At 42.3% G+C, this 15980-nt stretch carries 14 protein-coding genes; 1 reads left to right on the top strand and 13 read right to left on the bottom strand.

Translation table 11 applies throughout. From position 1 onward, the window contains the following. Positions 1 to 100: 100 nt before the first annotated feature. Complete coding sequence (locus ADH81_RS11590) at positions 101 to 430, top strand: hypothetical protein (RefSeq protein WP_342625733.1); 330 nt, start codon at positions 101 to 103, stop codon at positions 428 to 430. A gap of 36 nt (positions 431 to 466) precedes the next feature. On the opposite strand, the gene dtd is transcribed toward ADH81_RS11590, so the two are convergent. The 13 genes from dtd to ADH81_RS07110 form a co-directional block, all read right to left on the bottom strand. Next, positions 467 to 910: a D-aminoacyl-tRNA deacylase gene (gene dtd / locus ADH81_RS07170; protein ID WP_049527688.1), complete on the bottom strand. Its 444-nt coding sequence runs from the start codon at positions 908 to 910 to the stop codon at positions 467 to 469. Positions 911 to 940: 30 nt separating this feature from the next. After that, positions 941 to 3157 (bottom strand): RelA/SpoT family protein, encoded by a 2217-nt coding sequence (locus ADH81_RS07165; protein ID WP_001123766.1) that lies wholly within the window; start codon positions 3155 to 3157, stop codon positions 941 to 943. 144 nt (positions 3158 to 3301) lie between these two features. Beyond that, the gene (locus ADH81_RS07160) at positions 3302 to 4432 is read right to left on the bottom strand and encodes an ABC transporter ATP-binding protein (protein ID WP_049504000.1); all 1131 of its coding nucleotides are present in this window, start codon (positions 4430 to 4432) and stop codon (positions 3302 to 3304) included. Positions 4433 to 4545: 113 nt separating this feature from the next. Next, positions 4546 to 5415: a helix-turn-helix domain-containing protein gene (locus ADH81_RS07155; protein ID WP_049527685.1), complete on the bottom strand. Its 870-nt coding sequence runs from the start codon at positions 5413 to 5415 to the stop codon at positions 4546 to 4548. Positions 5416 to 5417: 2 nt separating this feature from the next. Beyond that, entirely contained in the window at positions 5418 to 5804 is a 387-nt protein-coding gene (locus tag ADH81_RS07150) for a Mini-ribonuclease 3 (protein ID WP_049527683.1), read from the bottom strand. Then, a complete protein-coding gene (gene cysS, locus ADH81_RS07145; RefSeq protein ID WP_049527680.1) occupies positions 5797 to 7140 on the bottom strand; it encodes a cysteine--tRNA ligase in 1344 nt (447 codons plus the stop codon). Before cysS ends, ADH81_RS07150 begins: the two co-directional genes overlap by 8 nt. A 227-nt stretch (positions 7141 to 7367) precedes the next feature. Continuing rightward, positions 7368 to 8129, bottom strand: a complete 762-nt coding sequence (locus ADH81_RS07140; protein ID WP_049527679.1) for a nucleoside phosphorylase — start codon at positions 8127 to 8129, stop codon at positions 7368 to 7370. Between the two features lie 3 nt (positions 8130 to 8132). Next, positions 8133 to 8999 carry a GNAT family N-acetyltransferase gene (locus ADH81_RS07135; RefSeq protein ID WP_049527676.1) on the bottom strand — a complete coding sequence of 289 codons (867 nt, stop codon included), beginning with the start codon at positions 8997 to 8999 and terminating at the stop codon, positions 8133 to 8135. An 11-nt stretch (positions 9000 to 9010) separates the two neighbouring features. Beyond that, positions 9011 to 9628 (bottom strand): serine O-acetyltransferase, encoded by a 618-nt coding sequence (cysE, locus tag ADH81_RS07130; RefSeq protein WP_049527673.1) that lies wholly within the window; start codon positions 9626 to 9628, stop codon positions 9011 to 9013. 15 nt (positions 9629 to 9643) lie between these two features. Then, a complete protein-coding gene (gene pnp, locus ADH81_RS07125; protein WP_049527670.1) occupies positions 9644 to 11866 on the bottom strand; it encodes a polyribonucleotide nucleotidyltransferase in 2223 nt (740 codons plus the stop codon). A 353-nt stretch (positions 11867 to 12219) separates the two neighbouring features. After that, the gene (gene metF, locus ADH81_RS07120) at positions 12220 to 13089 is read right to left on the bottom strand and encodes a methylenetetrahydrofolate reductase [NAD(P)H] (RefSeq protein WP_049527667.1); all 870 of its coding nucleotides are present in this window, start codon (positions 13087 to 13089) and stop codon (positions 12220 to 12222) included. A gap of 62 nt (positions 13090 to 13151) precedes the next feature. Next, a complete protein-coding gene (gene metE, locus ADH81_RS07115) occupies positions 13152 to 15401 on the bottom strand; it encodes a 5-methyltetrahydropteroyltriglutamate--homocysteine S-methyltransferase (RefSeq protein WP_049527664.1) in 2250 nt (749 codons plus the stop codon). Between the two features lie 260 nt (positions 15402 to 15661). Beyond that, the gene (locus tag ADH81_RS07110; RefSeq protein ID WP_049527662.1) at positions 15662 to 15961 is read right to left on the bottom strand and encodes a helix-turn-helix domain-containing protein; all 300 of its coding nucleotides are present in this window, start codon (positions 15959 to 15961) and stop codon (positions 15662 to 15664) included. Positions 15962 to 15980 lie beyond the last annotated feature (19 nt).

Genomic DNA, 15980 nt, shown 5'->3' with positions numbered 1-15980 from the left:
CTCAATGAAAATCAAAGAGCAAACTAGGAAGCTAGCCGCAGGCTGTACTTGAGTACGGCAAGGTGAAGCTGACGTGGTTTGAATTTGATTTTCGAAGAGTATTACCTGGGATTGGATTTTGATTTATGGCGGTTGGCTCATCTTTTTTCACCCTGTGCTGTTTACCTATCTTTCCAACCAGCTTTGTGACCACTTTAGTCAACTCTATTCCCAGATTAGACCGAGATTCTGGCGTTTTGCCTTACAAATCCTCCTATGGGATAACCTGATAATTCTCTCCTTGCTGTTTTTAAGTGGCATCCCACCTTTCCTTCAGGGAAGTCTCCTCATCCTAAGATATCTCATCCCTTCCTATCGCACCTGCCAAAGCCTGAAAAGAGACTTCCCCCAAGCCTATCAAGAACCCATTTCATTTTGGAATATTTTGTGATAGATAAGAAAAACCAAGCCCGCGAGCTTGGTTTTTTTATCTATTTTTGGTGTCAAGAATGATGGTTACTGGGCCATCATTGACCAGTTCCACCTGCATATCTGCTCCAAAGACTCCTGTCTCAACAGGAACTTCCTTAGCTAGTTCTTGGTTAAATTCTTGATAGAAAGCTTCCGCCATATCCGGTTTAGCTGCCCCTGTAAAGGCTGGACGATTACCTTTTTTGGTATCTGCAAACAGAGTAAACTGAGAGATGGAAAGGACTTGGCCTTGGATATCCTTAACCGATAAGTTCATCTTGTCTTCAGCATCTGAGAAAATTCGCATATTGACAAGCTTTCTGACTGCATAATCCAAATCTTCTTTTTGATCCTCAGGTCCAACACCTACTAAGAGTAAGAGTCCCTGCTGAATTTTCCCATATACTTGACCCTCAATAGAAACTTGAGCTTTCTTGACACGCTGAACGACAATTTTCATAGCAATCCTTTCTGATGATATCAAGCCAACTTAACCATTGGTACGTTTAACCGAGTAGACTTCTGGTACACTCTTAATCTTATCAACCACGGTGGTCAGCATTGAAAGGTTTGAAATTCCAAAGGAAACATGAATATTGGCAAATTTCATATCCTTGGTTGGTTGGGCATTAACTGTTGAGATATTCTTAGTCGTATTTGATAAGACTTGCAAGATATCATTCAAAAGACCAGAACGGTTGAGCCCGTAGATATCGATGTGAGCCATATACTCCTTACTTGAGAATTGGTCTTCCCATTCAACATCGAGTAGACGTTGTTCGTAATTTTCCTGTGAACGAAGGTTCATACAGTCTACACGGTGGATGGCAACTCCGCGTCCTTTGGTAATATAGCCGACGATATCATCACCTGGAACAGGGTTACAACATTTGGCAATCCGGATCAAGAGCCCAGAAGCACCTTGGATGACTACTCCACCCTCATGCTTAACCTTAAGCGTGTCCTTGTTCTCCACCTTGACTTCGCCACCCTTGACCAATTCTTCAGCTTCTGCCTTAGCTTTGGCACGCTCTTCTTCACGACGTTCCTTCTCAGTCAAACGGTTAAAGACAGTGATGGCTCCGATTTCTCCAAAACCAATCGCCGCAAATAGCGCTTCTTCTGTCTTGTAGCTGGTTTTTTGAAGGACTTCATCCATATGGCGTTTGTCCATAAATTTATTGGCCACATAGCCGTTTTCTTGGAGCTGACTAATCAGCAATTCACGGCCTTTATTGATGGACAATTCTTTGTCTTGGTTTTTAAAGAACTGACGAATTTTGTTACGAGCCTTGCTGGTCTTGACCATATTGAGCCAGTCACGGCTTGGTCCAAATGAATTTGGATTAGTGATGATTTCAACCTGGTCACCCGTTTTTAACTTGGTCGTCAATGGAACCATACGGCCATTAACCTTGGCTCCAGTCGCTTTTTCCCCAATCTTTGTATGAATTTCATAGGCAAAGTCAATCGGTCCAGAATCCTTTGGAAGTGAACGAACCGCTCCATCTGGAGTAAAGACATAAATCTCCTCAGCCAGATAGTTTTCTTTGACAGTATCTACAAACTCCTTGGCATCATCTGCTTGATCTTGGAGTTCCATCATCTCTTTGATCCAGTTCATTCCAATAGCAGATTCCTTACTATTAACCTGACCCTTGATTCCTTTTTTGTAAGCCCAGTGAGCCGCAACCCCGTACTCAGCAACCTCGTGCATCTCCTTAGTACGAATCTGGAACTCAATCGGTCCCTTTGGTCCATAAACAGTCGTATGGATAGACTGGTAACCATTGGCCTTACGATTGGCAATATAATCTTTAAAACGTCCCGGCATTGGTTTCCAAAGCTCATGAACGTAGCCCAACATCGCATAGACATCACTCTGAGTGTCTAGGATACAACGAATGGCAATCAGGTCGTAGATCTCTTCAAAGCGTTTTTTCTTATCCTGCATCTTGCGATAGATAGAGTAGATATGCTTTGGACGGCCATAGATTTTCCCTGTAAGGTGGCGCTCAGACGAATATTCCTCAAGTTTTGTCACAACTTCATCGACCAAGGCTTCACGCTCTTGACGTTTTTCCTTCATCATGTGACTAATCTTGTAAAATTCAGTTGGATTGAGATAGCGGAAAGAGAGATCTTCCAGTTCCCACTTCACACTTGAAATCCCCAAACGATGAGCAAGCGGTGCATAGATTTCCATGGTTTCTCTGGAAATACGCTCCTGCTTGTCCTTACGAAGGTGCTTAAGAGTTCGCATATTGTGCAGACGGTCAGATAGTTTGACCAAGATAACACGGATATCTTCTGACATAGCCATGAGCATCTTGCGATGGTTTTCAGCCAGCTGCTCCTCGATAGACTTATACTCAACCTTACCAAGCTTGGTAACACCATCTACAATCACTCGAACATCGTGACCAAATTCGCGTTCTAAGTCATCTAAAGTAGCATCTGTGTCTTCTACCACGTCATGCAAAAAACCACAGGCAACAGTGACAGCATCTAGCTTGAGTTTAGCCAAGATACCTGCTACCTGAATAGGGTGGATAATGTAAGGCTCACCTGATTTACGATATTGGCCACTATGGCATTCTACAGCGTAAACCAAGGCCTTGTGTACAAAAGCCACATCTTCTTTCGATAAATATTTTTGCGTTAAAGCGACGACTTCATCGCCTGAATAAATTACTTCTTTCGGCATGCATACTCTCCAATTCTTCCTACCATTTTAACACTTTTTTGAGGATATGAAAACTAGTAAAGCCCATTATGTAAGAGTTTGCTAAACTTGATAAAAAAACACTACTAGAAAAACTCTAGTAGTGCTCATTGATTAAAATCTATCTTAGTAAACTGTTCTTTCAGTTTCTACGTCGAAGAAGTGTGCTTTGTTCAAGTCAAATCCAAGTTCAACTGTTGCACCTGCTTGCAAGTAGTCACGAGCGTCAACTTTTGCAACGAACTCATCTTTACCAACTTGGCAGTATAGGTGAGATTCTGAACCAAGCAATTCTGATACAGAGATAGTTGCTTTCACAACTGATTCTGGGAATGTTTCAAGGAAAGCAGGTTCTGCATTTACGTCTTCTGGACGGATACCGAAGATCAATTCTTTTCCTTCGTAGCCTTTTTCACGAAGAACTTTCAAAGCACCTTCTGGAACTTTCAAAGTAAATCCGTCAGCAACAATGCGGTCACCGTTCAATTTAACATTGATGAAGTTCATAGCTGGGCTTCCGATAAATCCTGCTACAAATTTGTTAACTGGGTTTTTGTAAACTTCTTGAGGAGTACCGATTTGTTCAACACGTCCGATAGTACCTGTACCAGCAGGGTTCTTAGTTGCTGACATGATAACGATACGGTCTGCAAGTGTCATCGCTTCTGTTTGGTCGTGAGTTACGTAGATAGTTGTAGCTCCGATACGACGGTGGATTTTAGCGATTTCAGCACGCATTGATACACGAAGTTTAGCATCCAAGTTTGACAAAGGTTCGTCCATCAAGAATACTTTGGCATCACGGACGATTGCACGACCCATGGCAACACGTTGACGTTGACCCCCTGAAAGGTCAGCTGGTTTACGATCCAAGAATTCTTTCAAACCAAGAATTTCTGCTGCTTCTTGTACACGTTTGTCAATATCTTCTTTGCTGTATTTACGCAATTTCAAACCGAAGGCCATGTTATCGTATACAGTCATGTGTGGGTAAAGAGCGTAGTTTTGGAATACCATGGCGATGTCACGGTCTTTTGGAGCTACGTCATTGACAACCACGCCATCGATAGATGCAGTACCTTCTGTGATGTCTTCAAGACCAGCAATCATACGAAGAGTAGTTGATTTACCACATCCTGAAGGTCCTACGAAAACGATGAACTCTTTGTCTTTAATGTTCAAGTTGAAATCTTCAACTGAGTAGTGTTCGCTATTTGGATATTTTTTGTAAATATTTTTAAGATTTAATTCTACCATTTCGGTGAACTCCTTTTGTCATTTGATAGTTTTATTATAGATGAAAACGCTTTACATTTCTATGGCAAGGTGACCAAAAAAATAAAAAAGTTCTGTGCAACTTGCACAAAACTTTAAATAATATCTGGTAAAATCAACTGATAGCACAAGGTCAAGTCAGTCAATTCTTTCAACTGAAGCCCTGTCAATTCTTCCCATTTATCAATCTTGTATTGGAGAGAATTGCGGTGCAAATAGAGTTGCTGAGCTGTTTTTGTCAGGACTGCACTGTTTTCCCACAGTGAAAGGATGATTTCCTGAATCTGATCCTGGTCCACAATCATCTGATGCAGATATTCCTTGATCACTCGAAGATCCACAATTCTTTCACCCATACTCCACAGATAGAGTTGAGAAAAAGTATGGAATCCTTGATGTCCTTGTCGCCACCAGTTTTTGAACAAATCCCGTTCTGCTTTGATGAGATCTGACAGAGCCTGATTTCCTGTTTGAGACCAGACCTGACCTAACATGATGGATAAACGTACTCCAAAGTCATATTCTACAGCTTCCAAGGTATCTGTCAGGATTGAGCGAACGGATGTGTACTTATCCTGTTGGAGAACAAAAATGTAATCCTGCGCTCCAACCTGAAGAACTGTTTGACAATTTGGAAAGAGGGTTCCCATCATCTCTAACCAAGACGTTAAATTTTCCTGTTGGAAATAGGATAGGTGACAATAGACAAGCTGCAATTTTTTAAAGTTTTGCGGTGCCTGTCCTTTACCTTCAATGAGATAACTATACCAGGGATTGAGGGAAATGGTTTGCTCCTGTTTGGTTAAGAGAGCCACCAGTTGTTTTTCACGCTCACTAAGACTAGCTTCCTCAAGCAAAAGCCACTGATAATTTGACAGAGGTAGACTTAGATAACCCTCTTTATCAACTGGCTGATCTAAGATTTTACCATCAGGAAACCAATCCAGTAGTTCTTTTGCAATCATTTCTAGCCCTCCACTTTTTGGATGCACCAAGAAATCAAGGTTTCGAGGCGTTCCACATTTTCAGTCATATGAAGATAGCCCATGACCGCTTCAAAACCAGTAGACATACGATAGGTCACCACATCCGCATTCTTAGCCTTGGTATGGCTGTTGGTGTTGCGACCCCGTTTATAGATTTCTTCCTCTTTTTCCGTTAGGACTTCTTCTTCCAACATGAGGGAAAGCAAGTGTGCCTGAGCCTTGGCCGACACATACTTGGTTGCCTCTTGGTGGAGTTTATTGGGCTTGGTCATGCCTTTGAGAATGAGATGGCGACGAATATACATAGAATATACTGCATCTCCTTCAAAAGCTAGAGCAATCCCGTTAATGAGATTGACATCAATCACGTGTCCACCTCACTCCATCCTTGGTGTCAAGTAGCTTAATCCCTTGTGCAGCTAGTTGGTCACGGATTTGGTCAGCTGTCACAAAGTCACGATTGGCACGCGCTTCTTGGCGTTTTTGAATCAAGGCTTCAATCTCTTCATCCAAAACTTCCTCAACAAAGACCACTCCAAAAACTTCTAACATGGCTGCAAGAGCTTCCTTAACGGTTGCATCATAGTTGCCTGAGTTGATCCATTTGGCCATTTCAAAGACAACTGTAATTCCGTTAGCTGTATTGAAATCCTCATCCATGGCCGCTACAAACTTATCTTTAAATGCCTGTAACTCTTGAGCATCTACAGTTCCAGTAAATGGTTGCTCGTAAGTATTTTTGAGATACTTAAGATTTGTCTCTGCATCACGAACTGCTTTTTCCGTAAAATTGATAGGCTTACGGTAGTGCTGAGTCGCAAAGAAGAAACGCAATACTTGACCGTCGATAGTTTTGAGAGCATCGTGTACCGTAATGAAGTTTCCCAAAGACTTGGACATCTTGACATTGTCGATATTGACAAAGCCATTGTGCATCCAGTAGTTGGCGAAGGTCTTGCCTGTTTTAGCTTCTGACTGGGCAATTTCATTTGTATGGTGAGGGAACTCAAGGTCTGCTCCACCACCGTGAATATCGATGGTATCTCCTAAAATCTCAGTTGACATGACTGAACACTCGATGTGCCAGCCTGGGCGACCTGGTCCCCATGGACTATCCCAAGAAATCTCACCTGGTTTGGCAGCTTTCCAGAGGGCAAAGTCCACAGGATTTTCCTTACGAGCTGTTTCCTCATCTGTACGACCTGAAGCACCTAGTTCCAAGTCTTCTAGGGTTTTATTGGCCAATTTAGCATAGTTATGAGATTTTTCTACACGGAAATAGACATCTCCTTGACTCTCATAAGCATAGCCTTTTTCAATCAGGTCAGAGACAAAGCGGATGATGTCAGCCATAAACTCTACTACACGTGGATGACGACTTGCAGGCTTCACCCCCAAAGCCGTCACATCCTCACGAAAGGCAGCAATGTACTTGTCCGCAACCTCCTGTGGCGTGATACCTTCTTCCTTGGCACGGTTGATAATCTTATCATCCACATCCGTAAAATTGGAAATATAGGCAACCTCATAACCACGATACTCAAAATAGCGACGAATGGTATCAAAAGCCACCGTTGAACGGGCATTCCCCACGTGGATATAGTTATACACGGTTGGCCCACAAACATACATCTTAACCTTGCCGTCCTCGATTGGGACAAATTCTCGCAAATCACGAGACATGGTGTCGTAAATTTTAATCATAAAATAATAGTCAGGAAAGCTAAAATCCAAGAACAGTTAGTTTCATCACTAAGAGTTCAATTGAATTTCAGTCCGAATCTCTCTAGACTTCGGAATCCCTTGCTCCTTTCTAAACATAAAAGAAGAATACAGTAAAAAGATGAAGGGAGTCACTACGGAAGTTTTATTGCTATCTTTTCCGTTAGGCTCCCTTCCTTTCTTGTTTCAAATTTATCGTGAAGACTAGTCTAAACTAACTCTCGAGCAATGACTAGGGCAATCTCAAAGAAAGTCATAGCATCCGCTTTTCTATCCTCGCGTCTAGCATCCCATTCGTGATTGTGATGGTCGACATAGTCAGCTGTGTAGAAAAATTGATAGACATTGGCTTGTCGATATTGGGCCCAGGCCATGATAGCTGAAGCTTCCATATCTACAACTCTAGCTCCTGCTTCTAGTCTTCGTTTGACTTTAGCAGCTGTCTCACGATAGAAGGCATCTGTCGTCCAAGACTTTGTTCGAATATGCTCAATACCAGCTTTATCCAAGGCTTTTTCCATAGTTAAGAGTAGAGATCGCTCATAGGCTATTTCATCACTTGCTGGAGCATAGTGATAACTAGTACCTTCATCACGTAAAGCCGAGCTTGGTAGGATAATCTTATCTGCTTGAATAGACTGGTCCAGAACTCCACAAGACCCTAAAACGATAAAGTTTTTAAAACCTCTCGCTTTGAGTTCTTCTAAGAGTCCAACAATCATTGGAGCACCAATCGTAGCCATAGCAACTGCTACCTTACTCCCATCTTTTTCATAGATATACCATGGTAGTTTGCCATTTAGATTGGTAAGATAGCCACCTTCGTAGACACCATCTATCTGCTTTACTCGTTCGAGGATTTCTCCATTAAAAGACAAGATAATGGTATCACAGATTTCTCCACCACTAAGAAGGCTTCGATCAGTTGGCTCGATAACAGCAGGTACATTTTCAAATTCTTCTAATAGCATTTATTACTCTTTCGCATTCAGATAAACCACTTGGGTTTGTTTGACAAAGCCAATCTTTTCATATAAGCGTTTGGCACCTACGTTGCTGTCCTCTACTGCAATCTGAAATTCCTTATCATTTTGCTCAATCAGTTGGTTGACGAGGGATTTAGCCAAATAGCTTCCATAGCCTTTTCCACGTTCAAGCTCAGCTATTGCTAAACCATAGAAATAATTCGTATTACTCGATAGATCAACCGTGCAAGTCCCAATAACCTGATTATTCTTTAATAAAATATATAGGCGACTTTCTGGATCCTTCAGAGCTTTAGCAACATATCTATCCACAACTTCTCTAGATTCATGTTCCTCTGAAAATGCCTGAAATTTTAACTGACTAATTTGCTCCTGATACGAGCTATCTGCTAACAAAACTTCAAGATTAGAAACGTTTGCTAACGGGTAAGGTTTTCTATCCTTTCCTAACCAAGTTTCTGTCTCTTCATCCTCAATTAGTCCCCAGTTGCTGACAAAATCAGGATGACGGTCTAGAAAAATACGTTCTGTCTGAAAAGTCACTGAACGAATAAGGAAAGAAGTCATTTCTTTCTCAAAGCTAGTAAACAAAGCACGTGCAATTCCCTGACGGCGATGATTGGGATGAACCAGTATCGTCACTTCCACATCTTGGTCATCAGCATAGACAGTTAACAAACCAACCAGTTCGCCTTTTTCGTAAAAAAGGAAAAATGCAGGCATGCTTAGGTCAAAATTAAGCATGTTAGAAAGATAAGGATCACGATAAGTTCCATCATAGACTTGGCAACAGTTAATTAGTTTTTTCGCCTCAGATAACTCCTCTTGGCTTAACTTATTTCTTGCTTGAATCATATAGATATCCTCTACAGCTCGGACGATCTATGACTAGCATCTCTCGCTTGCTCGAGTTTATTGACGTAGTATTCCCGTTTTCCTTCAACTTCATGAATGGTTGGTTCATCCTTTTGCCCATGCACTCGGACAATCTTAGCAGGAATACCGACAACCGTTACATCGCTAGGTACATCTGCTACAACGACCGCTGCAGCACCGACCTTGGCATTTTCACCGATTTCTACAGGCCCGATAACTTGGGCATGTGCAGATATGAGAGCTCCCTTACGCACGGTCGGATGGCGTTTGCCAATATCCTTCCCTGTCCCACCAAGGGTTACCCCATGGTAGAGAAGAACGCCTTTTTCAACGATAGCCGTCTCCCCAATCACAAGGCCAGAACCGTGGTCGATAAAGACACCTGATTCGATCTGAGCTCCTGGGTGAATCTCAATCTGCGTCCAAAAACGCCAAAACTGGCTGTGCATACGAGCTAGAAGCTTAAAGCCATTCTTCCAGAGAAAATGAGAGAGACGGTGGGCAGCCAAGGCTTTCACACCAGGATAGGTCAAAAGAACCTCCAAAGTGGTGCGAGCCGCTGGATCATTTTCTTTTACGATATCAATGGTTTCACGCCACCATCCCATACAATTCTCCTTTTCTTATTCTGAGTCTTTTGGTGTTTCTGTAGTTTCTTTCTTAGGTTTGTTGTCCTTGTGATGGTGACGAGGACGATCGCCATGACGATGACCCTTTTCACCTTTTTCTTCTGAATGTTCAGGTTTCGGTGGACGTGGCAATAGTGCTTTCATCGAAGCATCTACACGACCTTTTTCGTCAATCTTGATAATCTTAACATCCACTTCATCACCAATGGCTACCAAGTCTTCGACACGGTTAGTGCGAGTCCAAGCCATTTCAGAGATGTGAACGAGAGCGTCAGTCTTGTCAAAGAGGTTGACAAAGGCACCGAATTTCTCGATACGAACCACTTTGGCATGGTAGACTTCGTCCACTTTGGCCTCACGAACCAAACCAGCAATAATCTCTTTAGCACGGTTAATGGCAGCTTGGTCACTAGAGTAGATAGACACGTTACCTTCTTCGTCGATATCAATCTTAACGCCTGTTTCAGCGATGATCTTATCGATGGTTTCCCCACCCTTACCGATAACAATCTTAATCTTGTCCACATCAATCTTGATGGTATCAATTTTCGGAGCAGTTGGAGCCAATTCTGGACGAACTTCTGGAATGGTTGCTTCAATGACATCAAGGATTTCAAAACGAGCTTTCTTGGCTTGAGCAAGAGCCTCAGTCAAGATTTCAGCTGTAATCCCTTGGATCTTGATATCCATTTGAAGGGCTGTAATCCCATCACGAGTACCTGCAACCTTAAAGTCCATATCCCCAAAGTGGTCTTCCAAACCTTGAATATCTGTCAATACTGTATAGTTGTTTCCATCAGAGATAAGTCCCATAGCAATACCTGCTACTGGAGCCTTGATTGGCACACCACCAGCCATAAGGGCAAGTGTTCCCGCACAGATAGATGCTTGAGATGAAGAACCATTTGATTCCAATACTTCTGCTACCAAACGGATGGCATATGGGAATTCTTCCAAGCTTGGCAATACTTGAGCAAGAGCACGTTCACCAAGAGCACCGTGACCAATTTCACGACGACCTGGCGCACCGTAACGTCCAGTTTCCCCAACAGAGTATTGTGGGAAGTTGTAGTGGTGCATGAAGCGTTTCTTATACTCTGGATCCAAACCATCGATGATTTGCGTTTCACCCATTGGTGCCAAGGTCAAGATAGAAAGAGCTTGCGTTTGTCCACGAGTAAAGAGTCCTGAACCGTGTACGCGAGGAAGGAAGTCAACCTGAGCATCCAAAGGACGGATTTCATCGACCTTACGGCCGTCAGGACGAACCTTGTCTTCTGTGATCAAACGGCGCACTTCTGCATGTTCCATTTGTTCCAAGATTTCAGCCACATCACGCATGATACGGTCAAATTCTTCGTGATCTGCATATTTTTCTTCGTAAACTGCTGTGACTTGATCTTTAACTGCTTGAGTTGCAGCTTCACGCGCCAATTTTTCTTCAACTTGAACAGCTTTTTGAAGGTCGCTGTTGTAGGCTGCGATGATTTCAGCTTGCAATTCAGCATCTACATGAAGCAATTCTACTTCTGCTTTTTCCTTACCGACAGCAGCAACGATTTCTTCTTGGAAGGCAATCAATTCTTTAACGGCTTCGTGTCCTTTAAGAAGAGCTTCCAACATGATTTCCTCTGACAATTCTTTGGCACCAGACTCTACCATGTTGATAGCATGCTTAGTACCAGCTACTGTCAATTCAAGAAGCGATTGCTCAGCTTGTTCTTGCGTTGGGTTGATGATGATTTGGCCATCAACATAACCTACTTGTACCCCAGCGATTGGTCCGTCAAATGGAATATCTGAGATAGAAAGAGCTAATGATGAACCAAACATGGCTGCCATTGGTGCAGATGCATTTTCATCATAAGAAAGCACCGTATTGATAACTTGTACTTCGTTACGGAAACCTTCCGCAAACATAGGACGAATCGGACGGTCAATCAAACGCGCTGTCAAGGTCGCATCTGTTGAAGGACGTCCTTCACGTTTCATAAAGCCACCAGGAAACTTCCCAGCCGCATACATTTTTTCTTCGTAGTTGACTTGAAGTGGGAAGAAATCCCCAGTTACCATCTTCTTAGACATAACGGCAGCAGTCAAGACAGTTGATTCACCGTAACGCACCACAACAGAGCCATTTGCTTGCTTAGCAACCTGACCAGTCTCTACGATCAACTCACGACCCGCAAAAGTCGTTTGAAACACTTGTTTTGTCATTTTAATCCCCTTTGGATTGATAAAATTATACGCCTTGCCTACAAAAATCAGGATACAAAGGGCGTTAAGAATCCCGTATGAAAATAGGAGATTGACGCAGTGTGCGATGCACACCAGGAAATCTATCTTTTTCATTAGGGATCTAGCCCGTGTTCAACTCCAAAATTACTTTAGTTCTGATTCTTTAACTTACGTCTCTTTGACATAAGATTAAGACTGCTTAAATATCGTTTATACCCTCATCTTTGTATCAAGTACGTACAGAGTCTATTTTATCATATTTTTCTTAAAAAGTGCTGGCTTTTCTATTAAAAAGGAACCATTCCTCTATGAAAAGAGGAATGGTTTATTGATTATGATCCTTGAGGTTGGTGATTAAACAAGGCATGGGTTGCTTGGTGAATGTACTGAGCAGTATCTGCATTGTTCATGGTGTAGAGATGCACACCTGCTACGTCTTGCGTTACCAAGTCCACGATTTGGTCCACTGCATAGGCAAGTCCTGCTGCTCTGAGTGACTCAGGGTCATTCTCATACTTGTCTAAGATAGCTTTGAACTTACGTGGGAGATGGATATTCTCACAAGTCTTCAAGAGACGAAGAGCTTGGTTACGATTCAGGATTGGCATGATACCCGCATGAATCGGTACATCAATACCAGCCAAAGTGCACTTATCCTGGAAATCGTAGAAACGCTCATTGTCAAAGAAAAGCTGAGTTACAAGGCTTGAGCAGCCTGCATCCACTTTTCTTTTCAGATTTTGAATATCTGAGATTTGGTTTGGTGAATCAGGGTGCCCTTCTGGGTAACAAGCTCCAATAATTTCAAAATGTGGCGCCTGTTCCTTGATAAACTCGATCAAGTCAGTCGCGTAACGGAAATCTTTTTGTGGCTCCACATCCGGAATAATATCTCCACGAAGAGCCAAGATTTTCTGAACCCCAACCTTATCCAAATCTGCAATGGTCTCAGCCACCTTATCCTTCGTTAGATAGATAGCTGGCAAGTGAGCAATGGTTGGAATCTCCAAGTCATTTTGGATATAGTCTGCCAAACGAACCGTCGTCTCTTTGATATTAAATTTATTATTGCTGGCAGTCACACTGATAAAGTGTGGGGCCAAGTCCTGCATATCTTTCAGGGCTGCAATAATTTTGTCATTGCCTACTGCTGGGTTTGGAGGGAAAACTTCAAATGAGAGGGACGGTGTTTGACGTGACATATTTATGAACCTTTTCTAGTTGATTTCTTACTGATCAACCATGTATGGAGAAATGTCTTTTCTTACAATTTCTCACGCGCAGCTTTGGCAGCTTCTACAAGGCGGATCAAGCTTTCTTTAGTTTCTGGAATACCACGTGTTTTCAAACCACAGTCAGGGTTGATCCAAACTTTTCTGCTTGGAACTTTAGCAAGGATTGCTTCGATTGTGTGGTCGATTTCGCCTTCGTTAGGCACACGAGGTGAGTGGATATCGTAAACCCCAGGTCCAACTTCTGTTTGGAAGTTTTTCGCTTTGAGTTCGTCCAAGATTTCAAGGTTTGAACGGCTAGCTTCAAATGAGATAACGTCAGCATCCAAGTTGTCGATAGCTGGGATGATATCTGTAAATTCTGAATAACACATGTGAGTGTGGATTTGTGTGTCTGGTGCTACTGTTGAGTGTACCAAACGGAAGGCTGGAATAGCCCAGTCAAGGTAGTCTTCGTACCAGTCGCTACGACGGAGTGGCAATTTCTCACGAAGAGCAGCCTCGTCGATTTGGATGATTTTCACGCCTGCAGCTTCAAGGTCAAGAACTTCATCCTTGATAGCAAGAGCGATTTGAAGAGTAGAATCCTTGATAGAGATGTCTTCACGTGGGAATGACCAGTTAAGAATAGTAACAGGTCCAGTCAACATACCTTTAACAGGTTTGTCCGTACGGCTTTGTGCATAGCTAGACCATTTCACAGTGATAGGGTTGAGACGAGTCACATCACCCCAGATGATTGGTGGTTTAACCCCACGCATACCGTATGATTGTACCCAACCGTTTTTAGAGAAGAGGTAGCCTGACAAGTTTTGACCGAAGTACTCAACCATGTCATTACGCTCGAATTCACCGTGAACAAGCACGTCAAATCCAACTTCTTCTTGCCATTTGATCCATTCGTCGATAGTTTCAGCAAGGAAGGCATCGTATTCTTCTTGTGACAATTCACCCTTACGGAAGGCCAAACGTTTAGCACGAACTTCCTTAGTTTGAGGGAATGAACCGATGGTAGTTGTTGGAAGAGCTGGAAGTTTGAAAGCTTCTTCTTGGATCGCTTCACGTTCAGCAAAGGCTGGCAAACGAGTGTAGTCTGCGTCAGTCAATCCAGCGATACGCGCACGAAGTTCTGCATTTTCACCAACACGTTCAGTCGCAAAGAGTTCTTTGTTAGCTGCAAGAGCTTCTGCACCTTGACCGTTGCGGATAGCATCCAAGTCACGGATTTCATCCAATTTTTCTACTGCAAAAGCAAAGTGGTTCAAGATAGCTGGTTCAAATTCTTCATTAGCAGTTGTAAATGGCACATGAAGAAGTGAGCATGAGCTAGTCAAAACGATGTTTTCAGCTGGAATTTGCTCAAGAATAGCCAAGCTCTTTTCGTAGTTGTTGCGCCAGATGTTCTTACCATTGACAATACCTGCATAAAGAGTCTTGTCAGCTGGGAAGCCACCTTTAACAAGTTCAAGAGTTTTCTTACCTTCAACGAAGTCAAGACCAATCGCATCTACTGGCAATTTCACAAGGTCAGCGTAAACGTCACGAACGTCACCGAAGTAAGTTTGAAGCAAGACTTCAAGACCTTTTTTGTCAGCCAAAAGTTTGTTGTAGATGTTCAAGAAGAGGGCTTTTTCTTCTTCTGTCAAGTCTTTGACAAGAGCAGCTTCATCGAGTTGGATACGAGTTGCACCAAGTTCAGCCAATTTCGCAAAAACATCTTGGTAAGCAGCTACTAAGCTATCTACGAAGTCTTCTGCTTTCACACCTTCTTCAAAGTCTGACAATTGAAGGAAAGTGAATGGTCCTACAAGGACAGGACGAGTGTTAAGACCAAGTTCTTTTGATTCTTGGAACTCATCAAAGATCTTGTGACCAGCCAATTTTACTTGAGTTTCTTTTTCAAATTTTGGAACGATGTAGTGGTAGTTAGTGTTGAACCATTTCTTCATTGGAAGGGCACGAACATCCCCTTTTTCTCCTTGGTAACCACGTCCCAAAGCAAAGTAGCGTTCAAGATCTGACAATTCCAAGTTTTGAACAGATGCAGGCACTACGTTGAAAAGGAAAGCTGCATCTAGGAAGTTATCATAGTGAGAAAAGTCATTTGATGGGATTTCAGTGATGCCTTTTTCTTTGACGATGTTCCAGTGTTTTGCACGCAATTCTTTCGCAGCAGCCAAGAGTTCTTCTTCTGAGATTTCTTTTCTAAAGTATTTTTCAGTTGTAAATTTTAATTCGCGGAATTCACCCAAACGAGGGAAACCGATAATTGTAGTTGACATGTTTTGTCCTCCAAAAATTGTTGTTGAAACTATCTTAACAGAAAAGAAATCATCTGTATAATTGTAAAAAATTAGGCTTTGATATAGTTTGAAACTATATCGCTTTTTAAAGCACAAAAAAAGATTTGGAGAAAATTCCCCAAATCCTTTGGTATACAACGGTTAACAGATTTTCAAGTAAAACAAGATTACCGTCACAGATTCATAACTAGGAGCCTGACTATGGCTTGTTATTATAAAAGACTATAGCTTAGTAATAATTAGTTTTTAGATATTTCCTGTTCAAGTGGGACAACTGCGAGTGTCTTACCTAAACTGGCTAAAACTTTCAAGACCGTATCCAACTGAGGACTCGTCTTTCCTGTTTCCATCCTAGCTATGACAGGCTGGCTCACTCCACTGAGTTCTTCTAGTTTTTTCTGACTGATACCTTGCTCATGCCTAGCTTCAATCAACTCACTCATGATAGCTACTCGCATATCACTTTCAAGGATTTCCTCCTTGGTAAAGAGCTCTGAACGAACATCCTTCCAGTTACTCCCAATAGCACTATTTTTCATCACTTAACCCTCTTTCTTG

This window comes from Streptococcus pseudopneumoniae (assembly GCF_001072925.1).
Lineage (GTDB): Bacteria > Bacillota > Bacilli > Lactobacillales > Streptococcaceae > Streptococcus > Streptococcus pseudopneumoniae_Q.
This window is presented reverse-complemented; position numbering and strand designations above follow the sequence as displayed.

Bases quoted from the DNA above. Each gene is read 5' to 3' on its own strand.
- dtd (WP_049527688.1), bottom strand. From the start codon at position 910: ATGAAAATTGTCGTTCAGCGTGTCAAGAAAGCTCAAGTTTCTATTGAG.
- ADH81_RS07165 (WP_001123766.1), bottom strand. From the start codon at position 3,157: ATGCCGAAAGAAGTAATTTATTCAGGCGATGAAGTCGTCGCTTTAACG.
- ADH81_RS07160 (WP_049504000.1), bottom strand. From the start codon at position 4,432: ATGGTAGAATTAAATCTTAAAAATATTTACAAAAAATATCCAAATAGC.
- ADH81_RS07155 (WP_049527685.1), bottom strand. From the start codon at position 5,415: ATGATTGCAAAAGAACTACTGGATTGGTTTCCTGATGGTAAAATCTTA.
- cysS (WP_049527680.1), bottom strand. From the start codon at position 7,140: ATGATTAAAATTTACGACACCATGTCTCGTGATTTGCGAGAATTTGTC.
- ADH81_RS07140 (WP_049527679.1), bottom strand. From the start codon at position 8,129: ATGCTATTAGAAGAATTTGAAAATGTACCTGCTGTTATCGAGCCAACT.
- ADH81_RS07135 (WP_049527676.1), bottom strand. From the start codon at position 8,999: ATGATTCAAGCAAGAAATAAGTTAAGCCAAGAGGAGTTATCTGAGGCG.
- cysE (WP_049527673.1), bottom strand. From the start codon at position 9,628: ATGGGATGGTGGCGTGAAACCATTGATATCGTAAAAGAAAATGATCCA.
- pnp (WP_049527670.1), bottom strand. From the start codon at position 11,866: ATGACAAAACAAGTGTTTCAAACGACTTTTGCGGGTCGTGAGTTGATC.
- metF (WP_049527667.1), bottom strand. From the start codon at position 13,089: ATGTCACGTCAAACACCGTCCCTCTCATTTGAAGTTTTCCCTCCAAAC.
- metE (WP_049527664.1), bottom strand. From the start codon at position 15,401: ATGTCAACTACAATTATCGGTTTCCCTCGTTTGGGTGAATTCCGCGAA.
- ADH81_RS07110 (WP_049527662.1), bottom strand. From the start codon at position 15,961: ATGAAAAATAGTGCTATTGGGAGTAACTGGAAGGATGTTCGTTCAGAG.